The 17,910-nt window shown below is 68.7% G+C and carries 17 protein-coding genes; 12 read left to right on the top strand and 5 right to left on the bottom strand.

Annotated elements, in window-relative coordinates; all coding sequences use genetic code 11:
* Window positions 1-19: 19 nt before the first annotated feature.
* Together ACODRX_RS02510 and ACODRX_RS02505 are read right to left on the bottom strand one after the other, a co-directional pair.
* Window positions 20-937 (bottom strand): dihydrodipicolinate synthase family protein, encoded by a 918-nt coding sequence (locus ACODRX_RS02510; protein ID WP_488869456.1) that lies wholly within the window; start codon window positions 935-937, stop codon window positions 20-22.
* A gap of 223 nt (window positions 938-1,160) precedes the next feature.
* Window positions 1,161-3,149: an ABC-F family ATP-binding cassette domain-containing protein gene (locus ACODRX_RS02505; RefSeq protein ID WP_488869455.1), complete on the bottom strand. Its 1,989-nt coding sequence runs from the start codon at window positions 3,147-3,149 to the stop codon at window positions 1,161-1,163.
* A 172-nt stretch (window positions 3,150-3,321) separates the two neighbouring features.
* On the opposite strand from ACODRX_RS02505, the gene ACODRX_RS02500 reads away from it, so the two are divergent.
* The 7 genes from ACODRX_RS02500 to ACODRX_RS02470 all read left to right on the top strand — a co-directional run bounded on the left by ACODRX_RS02500 (window position 3,322) and on the right by ACODRX_RS02470 (window position 12,747).
* Window positions 3,322-4,176 (top strand): ferritin-like domain-containing protein, encoded by an 855-nt coding sequence (locus tag ACODRX_RS02500; protein WP_488869508.1) that lies wholly within the window; start codon window positions 3,322-3,324, stop codon window positions 4,174-4,176.
* A gap of 98 nt (window positions 4,177-4,274) precedes the next feature.
* On the top strand, window positions 4,275-4,703 hold the full coding sequence (locus ACODRX_RS02495) for a PaaI family thioesterase (protein WP_488869454.1): 429 nt from the start codon (window positions 4,275-4,277) through the stop codon (window positions 4,701-4,703).
* A gap of 25 nt (window positions 4,704-4,728) precedes the next feature.
* Complete coding sequence (locus tag ACODRX_RS02490) at window positions 4,729-5,238, top strand: GNAT family N-acetyltransferase (protein WP_488869453.1); 510 nt, start codon at window positions 4,729-4,731, stop codon at window positions 5,236-5,238.
* Window positions 5,226-6,659 carry an MFS transporter gene (locus tag ACODRX_RS02485; protein WP_488869452.1) on the top strand — a complete coding sequence of 478 codons (1,434 nt, stop codon included), beginning with the start codon at window positions 5,226-5,228 and terminating at the stop codon, window positions 6,657-6,659. Before ACODRX_RS02490 ends, ACODRX_RS02485 begins: the two co-directional genes overlap by 13 nt.
* 127 nt (window positions 6,660-6,786) lie before the next feature.
* Entirely contained in the window at window positions 6,787-8,076 is a 1,290-nt protein-coding gene (locus tag ACODRX_RS02480) for an efflux RND transporter periplasmic adaptor subunit (protein WP_488869451.1), read from the top strand.
* Window positions 8,077-8,086: 10 nt separating this feature from the next.
* Complete coding sequence (locus ACODRX_RS02475; RefSeq protein WP_488869450.1) at window positions 8,087-11,251, top strand: efflux RND transporter permease subunit; 3,165 nt, start codon at window positions 8,087-8,089, stop codon at window positions 11,249-11,251.
* The gene (locus ACODRX_RS02470; RefSeq protein ID WP_488869507.1) at window positions 11,251-12,747 is read left to right on the top strand and encodes an efflux transporter outer membrane subunit; all 1,497 of its coding nucleotides are present in this window, start codon (window positions 11,251-11,253) and stop codon (window positions 12,745-12,747) included. Before ACODRX_RS02475 ends, ACODRX_RS02470 begins: the two co-directional genes overlap by 1 nt.
* A gap of 6 nt (window positions 12,748-12,753) precedes the next feature.
* On the opposite strand, the gene ACODRX_RS02465 is transcribed toward ACODRX_RS02470, so the two are convergent.
* Window positions 12,754-13,263, bottom strand: coding sequence for a PIN domain-containing protein (locus ACODRX_RS02465; protein WP_488869449.1), 510 nt, complete (start codon window positions 13,261-13,263; stop codon window positions 12,754-12,756).
* Window positions 13,260-13,625, bottom strand: coding sequence for a hypothetical protein (locus ACODRX_RS02460; protein ID WP_488869448.1), 366 nt, complete (start codon window positions 13,623-13,625; stop codon window positions 13,260-13,262). Before ACODRX_RS02460 ends, ACODRX_RS02465 begins: the two co-directional genes overlap by 4 nt.
* Before the next feature lie 170 nt (window positions 13,626-13,795).
* Here ACODRX_RS02460 and ACODRX_RS02455 point away from each other — a divergent pair, with 170 nt between their 5' ends.
* From ACODRX_RS02455 to ACODRX_RS02435, 5 genes are all read left to right on the top strand, one after another.
* A complete protein-coding gene (locus ACODRX_RS02455; RefSeq protein WP_488869447.1) occupies window positions 13,796-14,500 on the top strand; it encodes a YebC/PmpR family DNA-binding transcriptional regulator in 705 nt (234 codons plus the stop codon).
* Between the two features lie 72 nt (window positions 14,501-14,572).
* The gene (locus ACODRX_RS02450) at window positions 14,573-15,709 is read left to right on the top strand and encodes an NAD(P)/FAD-dependent oxidoreductase (protein ID WP_488869446.1); all 1,137 of its coding nucleotides are present in this window, start codon (window positions 14,573-14,575) and stop codon (window positions 15,707-15,709) included.
* Window positions 15,710-15,779: 70 nt separating this feature from the next.
* A complete protein-coding gene (locus tag ACODRX_RS02445; RefSeq protein ID WP_488869445.1) occupies window positions 15,780-16,172 on the top strand; it encodes a COG4315 family predicted lipoprotein in 393 nt (130 codons plus the stop codon).
* A gap of 9 nt (window positions 16,173-16,181) precedes the next feature.
* Complete coding sequence (locus tag ACODRX_RS02440; RefSeq protein WP_488869444.1) at window positions 16,182-16,709, top strand: RNA polymerase sigma factor; 528 nt, start codon at window positions 16,182-16,184, stop codon at window positions 16,707-16,709.
* A gap of 13 nt (window positions 16,710-16,722) precedes the next feature.
* The gene (locus tag ACODRX_RS02435; RefSeq protein ID WP_488869443.1) at window positions 16,723-17,505 is read left to right on the top strand and encodes an anti-sigma factor family protein; all 783 of its coding nucleotides are present in this window, start codon (window positions 16,723-16,725) and stop codon (window positions 17,503-17,505) included.
* Between the two features lie 60 nt (window positions 17,506-17,565).
* Here ACODRX_RS02435 and fdxA read toward each other — a convergent pair whose 3' ends face one another.
* Window positions 17,566-17,895 carry a ferredoxin FdxA gene (fdxA, locus tag ACODRX_RS02430; RefSeq protein ID WP_488869442.1) on the bottom strand — a complete coding sequence of 110 codons (330 nt, stop codon included), beginning with the start codon at window positions 17,893-17,895 and terminating at the stop codon, window positions 17,566-17,568.
* Window positions 17,896-17,910 lie beyond the last annotated feature (15 nt).

Here is a 17,910-nt window from a genome sequence, read left to right as displayed (position 1 = left end):
GCCGGGTTTCGGTAGGAGTTCAGTCGACCGAGCGGTACTGGGCGGGGCGGGTGGCGAGGGCCTGGCTGACCACGGCGGTGATGAACTCGCGCTCCTCGCCGATCACCGGCATGCGCGGCAGGCGCATGTGCTCGCTGCCCACGCCCACCAGGGCGTCGATCAGCTTGAGGTTCTGCACGAGCTTGTTCGACACGTCGAGGTGCAGCATCGGCGTCATCCACTGGTAGAGCTTGAGCGCTTCGTCGAAGCGCTTGGCCTGCATCAGCTCGTACAGCGCCACGGTCTCGCGCGGGAAGGCGCAGCCCACGCCGGCGAGCAAGCCGTCGGCCCCCAGGGCCAGGGCCTCGTAGGCCAGGTCGTCCACGCCGCAGAACAGCTGGTAGCGATCGCCCACGGTGTTGCGCAGGTCGGTGATGCGGCGAATGTCGCCGCTGCTTTCCTTGATGGCGGTGATCCAGCCGCAGTCGGCCAGCGCCAGCATGTGCTCGGGCTTCAGGTCCACCCGGTAGGCGACCGGGTTGTTGTAGACCATGACCGGCTTTTGCGCCGCATTGGCCATGGCGCGGACGTTGGCCATGGCCTCGCGCGCATCGGCAACGTAGATCACCGAAGGCATGACCATGAAGCCGGCCACGCCGAGCTGGTTGGCGCCATCGATGTAGCGCAGTGCCTCGCGTGTGCTGGTTTCCGAGACATTGGCCAGCACCGGAACGCGGCCACCTGCGGCATCGAGCGCGATCCGGGCCACCTCCAGCTTTTCTTCCAGCGTCAGCGTGCTGGCCTCGCCCAGCGAGCCGCAGGTGACCAGGCCATGGATGCCGTTGCGGATCTGGAAGTCGATGTGGCGGGCCGTGCCTTCGGCATCGATGCGCTCGTCGGGGTGAAACTTGGTGGTGATGGCCGGGAAGATGCCTTGCCAGCGGGGGAGTTGGCTCATGGAGGATTCCTTGTGAGGGTGGGTGGCGGGCCGATGGCGGATGGCGTCCGTTGAGATCGGTTTTAAATATATTAAGAAAATATTTTCAGTGTATTTATGGTATTTCCACGGGTAGGCAGAGTGCTATTTTTCGTGCTGGGGGAGGTGCGCCGGGCAGGCGCCAGATGTGCGAAGGGGGCGACTACGCCCCCTTCGTTGCCGGCTGTTCCCGTGCCCGCGGGTGCTATGCCGCCTGCTGCAAGGCCTCGATCTGCTCCGACAGCTCCAGCCAGCGTTCTTCGAGCTGCTCGATCTCGTCGTTCACCACCTTGAGCTGGCGGCCGGCCTCGGCGATCTCGCTGCCGGCCAGGCCTGGGGTGGCGAGCTTGGCCTCCAGTGCCTCGCGCTCGGTGTTCAGCCGGGGCAGGCGCAGGTCGATCTGGTCGAGCTCCTTTTTGAAGGGCCTGGTCTTCTCGGCCAGCTGCTGGCGGGCCTGGGCGGCCAGGCGGCGCTGCTCGCGCGGATCGACGGCGGCTTCCGCCCTGGCAGCCGCCGGCGCCTGCGCATCGGGCGCCTGGCCTGAGCTTCTGTCGAAATCCAGCTTGGCCTGCTCGCGCAGGCGCCGGGCTTCTTCGAGCAGGTAGCGCTGGTAGTCGTCGAGGTCGCCGTCGAAGGGTTCGACCTTGCCGCGGCCCACGAGCCAGAAGTCGTCGCACACGGCGCGCAGCAGCGCGCGGTCGTGGCTCACCAGCATGACGGTGCCGTCGAAACTGTTGAGCGCCATGGCCAGCGCCTCGCGGGTGGCCAGGTCGAGGTGGTTGGTGGGCTCGTCGAGCAGCAGCAGGTTAGGGCGCTGCCAGACGATCATGGCCAGCACCAGGCGGGCTTTTTCGCCGCCGCTCATGGTGCCCACCGCCTGGGCCACCATGTCGCCGCTGAAGTTGAAGCTGCCGAGGTAGTTGCGCAGGTCCTGCTCGCGGCTGGGCTCCTTGGATTCGGCACCCAGCTCTTTGGCCAGGCGGATCATGTGGGCCAGCGGCGAATCATCGGGGCGCAGCACATCGAGCTCCTGCTGCGCGAAGTAGCCGATGTTCAGGCCCTTGCCCTCGGTCACCTTGCCGGACAGCTGGGCCATCTGGCGCGCGATGGTCTTGACCAGCGTGGACTTGCCTTGGCCATTGGCGCCCAGAATGCCGATGCGCTGGCCCGCCAGCACCGAGCGGTTGACGTGGGTGAGGATGGTGGTTTCGCCGTTGTCTTCGGCGCGGTAGCCGAAGCTGGCGTCGGTGATGGCCAGCATCGGGTTGGGCAGGTTGGCGGGCTCCTTGAACTCGAAGCTGAAGTCCGCGCTGGCGAGCACCGGCGCGATCTTTTCCATGCGCTCCAGCGCCTTGACCCGGCTTTGCGCCTGCTTGGCCTTGGAGGCCTTGGCCTTGAAGCGGTCGATGAACTTCTGCAGGTGGGCGATCTTGTCCTGCTGGCGTTCGTAGGCCGCCTGCTGCAGCACCAGTTGCTGGGCGCGCAGCTCCTCGAACTTGCTGTAGTTGCCGCCGTAGCGGGTGAGCTGGGCATGCTCGATGTGCAGCGTGACGCTGGTCACCGCGTCGAGGAACTCGCGGTCGTGGCTGATGACCAGCAGCGTGCCGCTGTAGCGCTTGAGCCAGGATTCCAGCCACACCAGCGCGTCCAGGTCCAGGTGGTTGGTGGGCTCGTCGAGCAGCAGCAGGTCGCTCGGGCACATCAGCGCGCGCGCCAGCTGCAGCCGCATGCGCCAGCCGCCCGAGAAGCTGTTCACCGGCTGCTCCAATTGGTGCACCTGAAAGCCCAGGCCCAGGATGAGCGCCTGGGCGCGGGCGGTGGCGTCGTGCGCGCCGGCGTCGGCCAGGTCGGCATGCAGGTGGGCGATGGCCATGCCGTCGCCGGCCTGCTCGGCCGCGGCCAGGCGCTGCTGCAGCTCGGCCAGGCGGGTGTCGCCTTCCAGCACGAAGCGGGTGGCGGATTCGTCGGTCTCCGGCATGTTCTGGGCCACCTGGGCCAGGCGCCACTGCGCGGGCATGGCGAAGTCGCCGCTGTCCTCGTGCAGGTTGCCGTTGAGCAGGGCGAACAAGCTGGACTTGCCCGCGCCGTTGCGGCCGATCAGGCCTGCCTTTTCTCCGGGGTTGATGGTGATGCTGGCCTGCTCCAGCAGGATTTTGCTGCTGCGGCGCAGCGTGATGTTCTTGAGCGTGATCATGACTGGGGTGGATTATCGCCGCTCGGGCCCGTGAACAGGCGCTTGCAAATCAAACCCCGGCCGGGGGCGACTGGCGACATAGGCTTACATTGCGGGCCGGCCGGCAGGCGCAAGATCGGCCGGATGTTGATGACAGTCCGGTGACGGCAAAACCGTGCCCGGACTCCTGAAGATGTACAGCCATCCACTTGCAAGCGCCGGCAGCACCCCGCCGCCGCAGCACCGCCATTGGAGTCTGGCCGACCTGGACTGGGACGCCATCGAGCACGAGGCGATAGCGCACGACGAGGATCTGTTTTACCTGCTGATGAGCGCCTCGTTCATCGAGACCGGCTCGGACACCTACGCGGCCAACCTGGCCGAGCACTATGCCGGCTATCCCGAGATCAGCGCCTGGCTGCGGCAGCACTGGGAGGCCGAGGAGCTGCAGCACGGCGCCGCCCTGCGCCGCTATGTCGAGGCGGTGTGGCCGCAGTTTCCGTGGCGGGCGGCCTACGACAGCTTCTTCGCCGAATACTCGCAGCTGTGCACCATGGAAGAGCTGTACCCGGATTGCCGCCTCGAAATGGTGGCCCGCTGCGTGGTAGAAACCGGCACCACCGCCTACTACCAGACGCTGCGCGGGCTGAGCCGCGAGCCCGTCTTGTGCGAACTGCTGGGCCGTATCCGCAACGACGAGGTGGGCCACTACAAGCACTTCCTCCAGTATTTCCGGCAGCTGCAGCAGCAAGCGCCGGTGGGGCGCACGCAGGTGGCCGGGGCCTTGTACAGCCGGCTCAAGGAGCTGCGCGATAGCGATTCCGACGTTGCGCTGCGCCATGTCTGGGCGCACCGGGGCAGCCTGTTCGCGCAGGGCCCGGGCAGTTTTGCCGCGGTGGCCGAGCGGGTGTACCGGCTGGTCAGCACCCGGCTGCCGGCCGACCAGTCGATCCGCATGCTGCTCAAGCCGCTGGAGCTGCCGCCGCGCATGGAGCGCATGGTGCAGCTGCCGCTGGCGCGGCTCGCCTGCCGGGTGATGGCGCCATAAACCACGGGCTCCGCTGGGCCGGGAGCGGGCGAGACAGCGGGCCAAGCGCATTCCCTTTATGCTCGGCGGTCTGGTTTTGGCTCCTGGAAAGATTGTCTGTGCTGCCTTTAGAAGTAGAGATTCCCTTTGTCTCGCACCTGGGATTCAGCTTGCACCGCTGGGAAAACGGCGAAGCCGAAATGCATTACAGCGCCCGTCCCGAGCACCTCAATTCGTTCGATGTCACCCATGGCGGCGCCTCGATGACGCTGCTGGACGTGACCATGGCGCATGCGGCGCGCAGCGCGATTGCCGGCAGCGGCGCGGTCACCATCGAGATGAAGACCAGCTTCATGGCCGCCGCCAAGGGGCCGCTGGTGGCCAAGGGCCGCCTGCTGCACCGCACCAAGAGCATGGCCTTCACCGAAGGCCATCTTTTTGACGGCGACGGCAAGCTGTGCTGCCATGCCACCGCCACCTTCAAGTACGTGATGCCGGACACCGTGCGGGCACTGCAGGCGGCCAAGCGTGCCTTGCCCACCGACTGACGAACGACTCCCAGCTTCCCCTCCCATGTGCCGCCCCTGCGATGCTCCCGACCGGTTGAACTGGTCGTTCCACCACTTCGATGCGCTCAGCCTGCACGACCTGTACGATGCGCTGGCCTTGCGCTGCCAGGCCTTCATCGTCGAGCAGGTGGCCTTCCAGGACCCCGACGGTCATGACCAGGCCGCATGGCACCTGCTGGGCCGCGACGCGGCCGGCCGGCTGCAGGCCTATTGCCGGGTGCTGCCGCCGGGCCTGCACTGCGACGAGCCGTCGATCGGCCGGGTGGTGGTGGCGCGCACCGCGCGCGGCACCGGCGCCGGCTGGGAGCTGATGCGCCATGGCATCGCCGGGCTGCAGCGCCTGTGGCCCGGCGCGGCGATACGCATAGGCGCGCAGGCGCACCTGCGCGCCTTCTACGAGGGCTGCGGCTTCGCGGTGGTGTCCGAGCCTTATCTGGAGGACGGCATACCGCACCTGAAGATGCTGCGTGGCGGGCAAGCTGGCAGCGTGGAGGGCGCGGCATGCGGGCGGTGATGGCGGCGGCCGAGGCCCCGGCGCAGGGCGGCCTGCCCCAGGACGGGCTGCCCCAGCCCGCGCGCATGTACGCGATGCTGGTGATCGTGCTCGGGCTGATGGTCGCGGTGCTCGACGGCAGCATCGTCAACCTGGCCTTGCCCAGCATCGCCAAGGAGCTGCAGGTGCAGCCCTCCGAATCGATCTGGGTGGTCAATGCCTACCAGCTCGGCACGCTGGGCCTGCTGCTGCCGCTGGCGGCGCTGGGCGAGCGCATAGGCTACCGGCGCGTCTACCTGCTGGGGCTGGTGTGCTTTACGCTGGCATCGGCGCTGGCCATGGCCGCGCAGTCGCTGTGGCTGCTGGTGGCGGCGCGCGGGCTGCAGGGCATGGGCGCCGCCGGGGTGATGGCGGTGAATGCGGCACTGGTGCGCCTGATCTATCCCCGCGCCCAGCTGGGCCGGGGCATGGCGCTCAATTCGATGGTGGTGGCGGTGTCGTCGGTGGCCGGGCCGGGCGTGGCGGCGCTGATCCTGTCGGTGGCCAGCTGGCAGTGGCTGTTCGTGATCAACCTGCCGCTGGGCGCGCTGACCGTGTGGCTCGGGCGCAAGGCGCTGCCGGCCAACCCGCTTCAGGCGCGCGGCGGCGAGCAGGAGCGGATCCATCCGCTCGACCTGTGCCTGAATTTCGCGATGTTCGCGCTGGTGCTGCTGGGCACCGAGCGCCTGGGCGTGCAGGGCGGGGCGAGCCGCGCCGACGGCTGGGCCATGCTGGCGGCGGGCCTGGCCGTGGGGCTGTGGTATGTGCTGCGCCAGCGCCGGCTGGCCGTGCCGCTGCTGCCGCTGGATTTGCTGCGCATTCCCATCTTCGCGCTGTCCATGGGGGCTTCGATCTGCGCTTTCTCGGCGCAGATGGTGTCGTTCGTGGCGCTGCCCTTCATTCTGCTCGACGCGCTGGGCCGCAGCCACCTCGAGGCGGGCTTGCTGATGACGCTGTGGTCGGTGGCGATCGTGCTGATCGCGCCGCTGGCGGGGCGGCTGGTGGGGCGCTTCCAGGGCGGGCTGCTCGGCGGCATAGGCATGGCCATGCTGGCCTGCGGGCTGGCGGCGCTGGCACTGCTGCCGGCCCAGCCCAGCGATGCCGACATAGGCTGGCGCATGCTGCTGGCGGGGCTGGGCTTTGGCCTGTTCCAGACGCCGAACAACCATACCATCGTCACCTCGGCGCCGCTGGCGCGTTCGGGCGCCGCCAGCGGCATGCTGGGCACCGCGCGCCTGACTGGGCAGTCGCTGGGCGCGGTGCTGGTGGCCATCATCTTCTCGCTCTGGCCCTTGCAGCAGGGCAGCGGCGCGCATATAGCGATGGCGGTGGCCGCGGTCTTTGCGCTGGCATCCGGCGTGTTCAGCGTGCTGCGCGTGCGGCACCCGGTGCGCCCGGCCTGATTGTGAACAGCAGCCAACCGGGGCGCCCGTCAGGGAACTTTTACCTCGGATCGCGTCAGATTTTAAAGTTTTCCCGGCAGAATAGCCCCTTTGCCTGCAACCTGAAACCTCCTGGATCCTTGCCACGATGGATGTCTTTGCCACCACCCGCGCCACCTTGTCTTCGGCCGCCAGCCCCATACCCGGGGTGAAGCCGGCAACCACCGCAAGGCGGCGGGCCTGGCAGTCGAGGGCGGCGGCAGGAGCAATAGTGGCAGCGGCGCTGATCTTGCCCGGCTGCGGCGACAAGCAGGCGGCCAAGCCGCAGGCCGCCGCCAAGGCGGTGGAGGTGGGCGTGGTGACGATGCAGCCCACGCGCCAGGCGCTGAACTCGGTGCTGCCGGGCCGCACCGCCGCGTTCCTGAGCGCGGAGATCCGCCCCCAGGCCAATGGCATCGTGCAGCAGCGCTTGTTCAACGAGGGTGCGCAGGTCAAGGCAGGCCAGGCCCTGTACCAGCTGGACCCCCGGCCGGCGCAGGCGGCGCTGAACAGCGCGCAGGCGGCATTGAACCGCGCCAAGACCGTGGCCCAGGCCGCGCGCAGCACGGCGGCGCGCAATGCCGAGCTGCTGAAGATCGACGCGGTCAGCCGCCAGGTGCATGACGACAGCCAGGCGGTCGCGGCCCAGGCCGCGGCCGATGTGCAGGTGGCCGAGGCCGCGCTGCAAAACGCCCGCATCAACCTCGACTACACGCGCATCGCCGCGCCGATCGCCGGGCGGGTGAGCCTGTCCGCAGTGACGCCGGGCGCGCTGGTGACGGCCAACCAGGCCACGCCGCTGACCACCGTGGTGCAGCTCGATCCGATGTATGTGGACTTCACCCAGTCAAGCACCGAGGTGCTGCAGCTGCAGCGCGACCTGCAGGACGGGCGCTTCCAGAAGGTGGACGGCAACCAGATCCCGGTGCGCATCCGGCTGGATGACGGCACCGAGTACCCGCATGCCGGCAGGCTGCAGTTCTCGGGCGTGATCGTCAATGCCACCACCGGCACCGTCACCCTGCGCGCCAAGGTGCCCAACCCCGACGGCGTGCTGATGCCCAATATGTACGTGCAGGCGCTGCTGCCCACGGCGGTGGCTCCCGACGCACTGCTGCTGCCGCAGCAGTCGGTGGTCCGCGACCTGACCGGCCGCCCCAGTGTGCTGGTGGTCGATGCCAACGACGTGGTGCAAAAGCGCCCGGTGGAGCTGGACCGCGCGGTGGGCAGCCAGTGGCTGGTGGACAGCGGGCTCAAAGAGGGCGAGCGCGTGGTGGCCGAGGGCTTCCAGCGCGTCAAGGAAGGCGACAAGGTACAGCCCCACCCGGTGGACCTGCAGGCCAAGGCCGACAAGCCGCGCACCCCCGGCAAGCCGCCCGCGGCGACTGCCGCCGAGTAACGGGGGCGGCATGGCACAGTTTTTCATTCAGCGCCCGATCTTCGCGTGGGTGATCGCGATCGTCATCATGCTGGGCGGCGCCCTGTCGATCTTCAAGCTGCCGCTGGAGCAGTACCCCGATATCGCGCCGCCGCGGGTGACGATCGGCTCGCAGTACACCGGCGCCTCGGCCGAGACGGTGGAGAACTCGGTCACGCAGATCATCGAGCAGCAGATCAAGGGCATCGACAACATGCTCTACATGAGCTCGACCAGCAATGCCTCGGGCCAATCGCGCATCACGCTCACCTTCGCGCCGGGCACCAGCGTCGACGTGGCCCAGGTGCAGGTGCAAAACAAGATCCAGGGCGCGCTCAACCGCCTGCCCGACGCAGTCAAGAGCCGGGGCGTGTTCATCAACAAGGGCGGCCAGGACTTCCTGGTCACCTACAGCTTCTATTCCAAGGACCCCTCCATCACCGAGGTGGACATCGGCGACTACATCAACAGCAACCTGGTCGACGTGATCGGCCGCATCGAGGGCGTGGGCGACATCAACGTGTTCGGCACCTTCTATGCGATGCGCATCTGGATGGACCCGGCCAAGATGGAGAAATACGGGCTGATGCCGTCGGACATCGCGAACGCGCTGAACGCGCAGAACGCCCAGGTCTCGGCCGGGCAGCTCGGGGCGCTGCCGGCGGTCAAGGGCCAGCAGCTCAACGCCACGATCACCGCCCGCACCAAGCTCAAGACGGTGCCCGAGTTCGAGGACATCGTGCTCAAGGCGGCGCAGGACGGCTCGGTGGTCACCATCAAGGATGTGGCCCGGGTGGAGCTGGGCGCCGAGAACCAGTCGATCCAGGCCAAGCTCAACGGCATGCGCGGCGCCGGCATGGGCATCATCTTGGCCGACGGCGCGAACGCGATGGCGGTGTCCGACGCGGTGGCCGCCAAGCTGGCCGAGATGAAGCCGTTCTTTCCCAACGGCATCGAATACTTCGTCAGCTCGGATTCCACGCCCTTCGTGCGCGCCTCGATCCACGAGGTGGCCACCGCGCTGGGCGAGGCCATGCTGCTGGTGGTGGTGGTGATGTTCGTCTTCCTGCAGAACCTGCGCGCCACGCTGATTCCGGCCATCGCGGTGCCGGTGGTGCTGCTGGGCACCTTCGGCGTGCTGTCGGCGGCCGGCTACTCGATCAATACGCTGACCATGTTCGCCATGGTGCTGGCCATCGGCCTGCTGGTGGACGACGCCATCGTGGTGGTGGAGAACGTCGAGCGGGTGATGCATGAAAGCGGCAAGTCGGCCAAGGAGGCCACCAAGGAGTCGATGCGCGAGATCACGCCGGCGCTGGTGGGCATCGGCGTGACCCTGTCCGCGGTGTTCGTGCCGATGGCCTTCTTTGGCGGCTCCACCGGCGTGATCTACCGCCAGTTCTCCATCACCATCGTCGCGGCGATGGCGCTGTCGGTGTTCGTGGCGCTCACGCTCACGCCCGCGCTGTGCGCCACCATCCTCAAGGCGCCCAAGGAAGACGCCCACCACGAACGCGCCATTCGCCCGGGGCTGCCGGGTCTGAGCGACCGATTCTTCCGCTGGTTCAACCGCAGTTTCGACGCCACCGCCGCGCGCTACCAGGGCACGGTGGCCTACAGCCTGCGCCGCGCCAAGCGCATGATGCTGATCTTCCTGGCGGTGCTCGCCGGCATCTGGATCGTGATGCACCGCCTGCCGACCTCCTTCCTGCCCGACGAGGACCAGGGCTTTCTCTACGTGAACGTGAACCTGCCCGCCGGCGCCGCCGACGTGCGCCTGCAGGACGTGCTTGACGAAGTGCGCGAATACCTGCTGGCGCAGCCCGACGTGATCAGCTTCAACCAGGTCTCGGGCCTCAACGGCGACCAAAGCTCGGCGCGCGGCTTTATCCGCCTCAAGCCCTGGAGCGAGCGGCCGCTGGCCGCGCAGTCGGCCGCGTCCATCGCGTTCAAGGCCAACAAGGAGCTGGCGCGCATCCGCGACGCGCGCGTCATCATCATCATGCCGCCGGCGGTGCGCGGCCTAGGTTCGAGCTCGGGCTTCAACTTCATGATCAAGGACATGACCGGCCTGGGCCACTCGGCCCTGCTGGCCGCGACCAACCGGGTGCTGGATGCCATGCGCGCCAATCCCCAGCTCACCGCGGTGCGCACCACCAACCTCGACGATGCCGCCGAGATGCACCTCGACGTGGACGACCGCAAGGCGGCGGCGCTCGGCCTGTCGTATGCCGACATCAACAGCGTGCTCTCCAGTGCCATGGGCGGTACCTATGTGAACGACTTCCTCAACAGCGGCCGCGTCAAGCGCGTCTACATCCAGGGCGACGCGCCCCACCGCATGCTGCCGCAGGACATCGCCAAATGGACGGTGCGCAACAACAAGGGCGAGATGGTGCCCTTCGGCGCCTTCGCGACCAGCCACTGGGCCTATGGCTCGCCGCAGCTGCTGCGCTACAACAGCAATCCCGCCTACGAAATCGAAGGCCGCGCCGCGCCCGGCGTCAGCTCGGGCACGGCCATGCAGATCGTCGAGGGCATCCTCAGCGAGCTGCCGCCCGGCATCGGCTACGAATGGACCGGCGCCTCGCTGCAGGAGCGCCAGTCCGGCGCCCAGGCGCCGCTGCTGTACGCCATCTCGATCCTGTTCGTCTTCCTGTGCCTGGCCGCGCTGTACGAGAGCTGGACCGTGCCGCTGTCGGTCATGCTGGCCGTGCCGCTGGGCGTGATCGGCGCGCTGCTGGCTACCTACACCCGCGGCCTGACCAACGACGTGTACTTCCAGGTCGGCCTGCTGACCACCGTCGGCCTGGCGGCCAAGAACGCCATCCTGATCGTGGAATTCGCGGTGCAGCTGCAAGAGCGCGGCCAGAGCCTGTTCGACGCCACCGTCGCGGCCGTGCGCCTGCGCCTGCGGCCCATCCTGATGACCTCGCTGGCCTTCGGCTTCGGCGTGATTCCACTGGCCATCGGCACCGGTGCCGGCGCGGCCGGGCGCAACGCCATCGGCACCGCGGTGCTGGGCGGCATGGCGGCCTCCACCGTGCTCGGCATCTTCCTGGTGCCGGTGTTCTTCCTGCTGGTGCGCAGCTGGTTCCGTTCGCGCAGCCGCCACGAGGATGGCGCCGCCGCGCTGCCCGCGGGGGAGGGCGCATGATGAAGATCCAAACCGCATGCGCCGCCCTGCTGGCCGTCGGGCTGCTGGCTGGCTGCAACTTCGCGCCGCGCTACCAAAGGCCCGAGGCGCCGACTCCCGCCGCGCTCACCGATCCGGCCGATGCGCAGCCTGGCGCTGTGGCCGTCCAGGACTGGCAGCCGCTGCCCTGGCGGCAATGGGTACAGAGCGAACCGCTGCGCCAGCTGGTCGCGCTGGCGCTGCAGGGCAACCGCGACCTGCGCGTGGCCGTCGCCAACATCGAGCGCGCGCGGGCGCAGTACGGCGTGCAGCGGGCCGACCTGCTGCCCACGCTGGCGGCCAGCGCGCAGGCCAACCGCAGCCGCACCGCCGACGACCTGACCACCGCCGGGCGCGCCAACACCACCAGCCAGTACAGCGTGCAGCTGGGCCTGGCCAGCTACGAGCTCGACCTGTGGGGCCGGGTGCGCAACCTCAGCGAAGCCGCCTTGCAGCAATACCTGCAGACCGAGGAAAGCCGCCGCGTGGTGCAGCTCGGCCTGGTCACCGACGTGGCCAATGCCTGGCTGGCGCTGGCCGCCGACCAGCAGCGCCTGCAGCTGGCCCGCGACACCCTGGCCGCGCGCGAGCACAGCTACCAGCTGGCTGAACGCATGCATGCGCTGGGCGCCGCCAACGGCCTGGTGCTGGCGCAGAACCAGACCACGCTGGAGACCGCGCGCGGCGACGTCGCCAACTATGAAACCCAGGTGGCGCGCGACCGCAACGCGCTGCAGCTGCTGCTGGGCGCGCCGGTGCCGGGGCAATACCTGCCGGCCGCACCCCAGCCGGCCTTCTCGGTGCAGGCGCTGCAAGGCGGCGCGGTGCCCGGCATGCAGCCCGCGGCCGCGCTCACCGGCGCAACCGCGCTCACGCCCGTGCCCGGTGGCCTGCCATCCAGCGTGCTGCTGCAGCGGCCCGATGTGGCGGCGGCCGAGCGCGGCCTGCAGGCCAGCTATGCCAACATCGGCGCCGCGCGGGCCGCGTTCTTCCCCACCATCAGCCTCACCGCCAACCTGGGCACGGCCAGCAACCAGCTCGATGGCCTGTTCGGCAGCGGCAACGGCACCTGGAGCTTCCTGCCGCAGCTGCGCCTGCCGATCTTCGATGCGGGCCGCAACCAGGCCAGCCTGGGCGTGGCCCAGGCCAGCCGCGACGCGGCGCTGGCCCAGTACGAAAAAGCCGTCCAGACCGCCTTCCGCGAGGTCAGCGACGCACTGGCCGACCGCGCCACGCTGCAGCGCCGGCTACAGGCCCAGGCCGGCCAGGTCGAAGCCGCGGGCAAGGTGCTGGCGCTGTCGCAGGCACGCTACCGGGCCGGTGCGGATGACTTCCTCGCGGTGCTCGACGCCCAGCGCAGCCTGTACAGCGCGCAGCAGACGCAGATCACGCTGCTGCAGACGGAGCAGGTCAACCGCATCGCGCTGTACAAGGCGCTGGGTGGCGGCTGGGGCGCGGAAGGAATGCAAAAAGAATAGCCGCTGTCATTCGCCCGTAGCGGCCAACACGGCGTCGATGACCGGCTGGCCGAGGTAGTAGCCTGATTGCGCCAACCGCTCCAGCAAGGGGCGGGCTGCTGCGATCAGCCCCTCGGCCCGGGCCAGCCCGATCACGGCCGCCGTGCCGATCAACGGGATGCCATGGGCCTTGGCTTCCATCCGCCCGGCGCGGTCATCCATCACCAGCAGCACCGAGTCTCCCGCGTCGCGCCAGACGCAAGCAGTGTGGATGGCGCTGGCCTCGCCGGGATCGATGCCGGGGTTCAGCGGCTTCCAATGGCCTTGCGGCTGCTCCACCACTTCGATCCAGCCCTCTTGCAGGGTACGCGCCAGCAGGTCAGTGTCGGGAAAGGCGGCGGTAGTGGGCAGGATCTCGTCGCGCACGGTGGTTGTGATGCATACATGGCCGAACAACCCAGGCAGCAGGCCCAGCGCATCGATGCGCGCCAGCGCGATCAGCGGCCCGGCATCGGCGATGACGACGCGGCGGCTCACTCCCTGCGCCCGCTTGCCAGCCAGTCGCGCCCGCGATGCATGTCGGCGCGGGCTTCATCGGCGTTGGCCTGGCTTTCGCCCGTGAGCGCCAATCCCTGGCTGGCCAGCAGCGTCAGCATTTCCGCCAGCGGCTTGCCCGCCACCCGCGCGGCGAAGCCCGCCGACACCGCACCGCCGCGGAACAGGGCCAGCGCCAGCGCTACCCGCACCGCGGGCAGGTCGGGAACGCCCAATCGCTCCAGATCGATCAGCAATGCCTGTGGATGATCTCGGTTCATCACCACTACCATGTCGTCTGCCCGCGCGGCAGCCAGTGCCGTGCTGGGGTTGGTCTTGAGTTGGCGGATGTTGACGGCTCGCATGTTGTTCTCCCTCAAGGAAGTACAAGGTGTAGGAACATTGACAGTCTAGCGTGTTTCCGAACTCGTGTTCGGTGTGTGGGGTGCCACAGCCCGCCGCGCCATAATGCATGCCTGCGGCGGGCCGTTGTGGCCGCGCCGCGCCAACTGATCTCAGAAAGCGGAAATCCACCATGGGTGCGCAATGGAAAGCAAAGGGCAAGGCGCAGGTCGCCGATGCCAAGGGCAAGCTGTTCGGCAAGCTGGTCAAGGAAATCATCGTGGCCGCGCGCGGCGGCCCCGACCCGGCCGGCAACTCGCGCCTGCGCCTGGCGGTGGAGCAGGCGCGCAAGGCCTCGATGCCCAAGGACACGCTGGAGCGCGCCATCAAGAAAGGCGCGGGCCTGACCGGCGAGCCCGTCAACTACGACGTGGCGATCTACGAAGGCTATGCACCCCACCGCGTGCCGGTGATGGTGGAATGCCTGACCGACAACCTGAACCGCACCGCGCCCGAGATGCGGGTGCTGTTCCGCAAGGGCCAGATGAGCGCGGTGGCCTGGGACTTCGACCATGTCGGCATGATCGAGGGCGAAGCCGCCAGCGCCGATGCCGACATGGAGCTGGCCGCGATCGAAGCCGGCGCGCAAGACTTCGAGCCCGGCGACGAAGACGGCGTGACCCTGTTCATCACCGACCCGGCCGACCTGGACATGGTCGGCAAGGCGCTGCCGGCGCAGGGCGTCACGGTGCTGTCCGCCAAGCTCGGCTACAAGGCCAAGAACCCGGTCAGCGCCGCCAGCCTGGGTGCCGAGGCCCTGGAGGAAGTGCAGAACTTCCTGGCCGCGATCGATGCCAACGACGATGTGCAGCATGTGTATGTGGGGCTGGTGGACTGACATCCGGCGCCTCGGCAAGGCCGCGATCACGCAACGGTTTTGGGGCGATGGCGGCTGCACTACCATCGGGCCATGACCTCCAGCACAGACAAGCCCGCAAGCCCTAATTCCGACACCGGCACCGACATCGACACCGGTATTGACGCCCTGGTCATCGGCGCCGGGCCGGTGGGGCTGTTTCAGGTGTTCCAGCTCGGTCTGCAGGGCCTGCGGGCGCATCTGGTGGACGCCTTGCCGGTGCTGGGCGGGCAGTGCGCCGAGCTGTATCCGCACAAGCCCATCTACGACATTCCCGGCATACCGGTCTGCACCGGGCAGGAGTTGGTGCAGCGCCTGCAGACGCAGATCGCGCCATTCGCGCCGCTGTTCCATGGCGGCATGCAGGTGGCCGAGCTCGCGGCCGAGGCGCACGGCCGCTGGCGCGTGCAGCTGCGCCCGGTACAAGGCGATGGGGCTGGAGTGGAGCTGGTGGTGCGCGCCGTCTTCATCACCGCCGGCGTGGGCGCCTTCGTGCCCAAGCTGTTGCGCGCGGATGGGCTGGAGCGCCTGCAGGGCAGCCAGGTGCACTACCACCCGGCGCTGCGCGATGGCTGGCTGCAGGAGCTGCTGGAGCAGGGCCTGCGGCACATCGCCATCCACGGCGGCGACGAGCCCGCGGTGCAGGCGGCGGTGGCCGCGGCGCGGCATCCGCTGCTGGCCGGCTGCCGCATTGCGCTGCTGTACCGGCGCGACCAGTTCAATGCGCCCGAACCGCTGCTGGCCGAGCTGGCGGCGCTGCGCGAACAGGGCCGGGTGCAAGTGGTGGTGGGCATGCCCCAGGGCGTGGAAACCGATGGGCGCATGCAGGCGATCCGCTACCTGGACCCGGAGGGCGAGGTCCGCAGCCTGCCGGCCGAGCAGCTGTGGGTGTACCTGGGCCTGTCGCCCAAGCTTGGCCCGCTGGCCGACTGGGGGCTGCAGCTGGACCGAAAGCAGCTGCTCGTGGCCACCGATACCTTCCAGACCAGCGCCGCGGGCATCTACGCGGCGGGCGACATCACCAGCTACCCGGGCAAGCGCCGCCTCATACTTACCGGCTTCTACGAGGCCACGATGGCGGCCATGGCGGCGGTGGAATACCTCAGCGGCGCGCCGCTGCTGCTGGAATACACCACCACCAGCAAGCGGCTGCAGCAGCGGCTGGGCGTGCTGGCCCCTGAAGCGAAATAAATACCAGCCGCGATGGAATAAACCGCCGCGCCGGGCTGTTTACCGCAGGTCAACCCCAAGGAGAACTTCCATGACCCGCCTCGCTTGCTTTTCTCTCGTCGGCTCGGTGCTGCTGGCCGCCTGCACCATGGCGCCGCAAACCCAGGTGGCGCCGGCTCCGGCCAGCGCCCTGAACGGCGTGCTGGTCGGCCCCGGCCAGATGACGCTCTATGTCTTCGACAAGGATGCCGCAGGCTCGGGCAAGAGCATGTGCAACGGCGGCTGCGCCGCCAACTGGCCGCCGCTGATGGCATCGGCCGGTGCGGCCGCCAGCGGCGACTGGAGCGTGGTGACCCGGGACGACGGCGCCAAGCAGTGGGCCTACCAGGGCCGCCCGCTGTACTACTGGGCCAAGGATGCCAAGCCCGGCGACAAGACGGGCGACGGCTTGCTCAACAATGCCTGGCACGCGGCCAAGCCCTGACCGCTGCGCGTGGACATCGACGCCGCCATCGCGCATATCCCGCGCCTGCGCCGCTATGCGCGGGCGCTGGTGGGCGATGCCGCCCGCGCGGACGACCTGGTACAGGACACGCTGGAGCGGGCCTGCGCAAAATGGGCGCTGTGGCGGCCGCCCGCCGCCGCGCCGCCAGAGCAGGTCCAGGCGGCGCTGCGCAGCTGGCTGCTCACGCTGATGCACAACCTGTTTGCCAACCAGTGGCAGCTGGCCGCGCGCCAGCGCACGGCCCATTGGGACGAAGCGCCGGAGCCGGGGCACGACCCTAGCGCGCAGCTCGGGCTGCGCCTCGATCTGGAGCGTGCGCTTGCGCTGCTGGCGCCGCAGGCGCGCGAGGTGCTGCTGCTGGTGGCGATGGAGCAGTGCAGCTATGCCGAGACGGCGCAGATGCTCGGCATTCCGGTGGGCACGGTGATGTCGCGCCTGGCGCGGGCACGCGAGCAGCTGCGCCGCCTGATGGAGGGCGAGGCGCCTTCCCGGGTGCTGCTCAAGGCTGTCAAATGAAGGGATGCGAACCATGTCCATGAAGCGCCCGGACGAAACCATGCTCCATGCCTGGGTGGATGGCGAGCTTGCGCCCGAGAGCGCCGCCGCGGTGGCGCAGTGGCTGGCGCAGCATCCTGGCGAGGCGGCCCGCATGGCCGCCATCCAGGCGCAGCGCGCCAGCCTGCAGGCCCTGCATGCGCAGGTGTTGGGCGAGCCGGTGCCGCCGCGGCTGCACCGCGCACTGCGCCGCCAGCCGCTGCAATGGCGCTGGCCGCATGCGCTGGCGGCCGGGGTGATGCTCTGCCTGGGGCTGGGCCTGGGCTATGGCTTGGCTACCAATAGGCCAGGGGCGCCGGCAGGCGCCGTGGCGCAGCTGCCGGCCTTTGTGCGCGAGGCGGCCGCGGCCCATGCGGTCTATGTGCCCGAGCAGCGCCATCCGGTGGAGGTGGCGGCGCAGCAGCAGGGGCACCTGGTGCAATGGCTGTCCAAGCGGTTGGGGGTGCAGCTCAAGGTACCGGTGCTCGATGCCCAGGGCTTTCACCTGGTGGGCGGCCGCCTGCTGCCAGGCGAGGCCGGGCAGTCGCGCGCGCAGTTCATGTACGAGGATGCGGCCGGCGAGCGGGTGACGCTGTATGTCTCGGTGCTGGCGCAGGCCGGGCAGGCCGAGGCGCCGGTGGCCTTTCAGTGGGCCAGCGATGGCGCTACCCAGGGCTTTTACTGGATCGAGGGGCGCCAGGGCTATGCGCTCAGCGCGGCGCTGCCGCGCGAGCGGCTGCATGTATTGGCCGAGGTTGTTTATCAGCAACTGGATTGAGGGCGGCCCAGCAAAAAGGCCAGTGCATGCACTGGCCTTTTTCCGTGGCGGGGCAGAGTGTCAGCGGATCAGGTCATTGATCTTGCCGGGCACGCCGTTGAGCTCGTCGGCGCCATCCATCGCTGCCTTGCGCTTGGTGATGCTCTTCCAGCCATCGGCAAAGGCCAGCTCGGCATTGATCTTGATGAAGGCCACCTGGTCAGCCGGCGTGTCTTCTTCGGCAAAGATGGCATTGGCCGGGCACTCGGGAATGCAGACCGCGCAGTCGATGCACTCGTCGGGATCGATGACCAGCATGTTCGGGCCTTCGCGGAAGCAGTCCACGGGGCAAACGTCCACGCAATCGGTGTATTTGCACTTGATGCAGTTTTCGGTGACGACGTGAGTCATGAATTCTTCTTTGCC

This window comes from Comamonas sp. FG99, from assembly GCF_057808605.1.
This window is presented reverse-complemented; position numbering and strand designations above follow the sequence as displayed.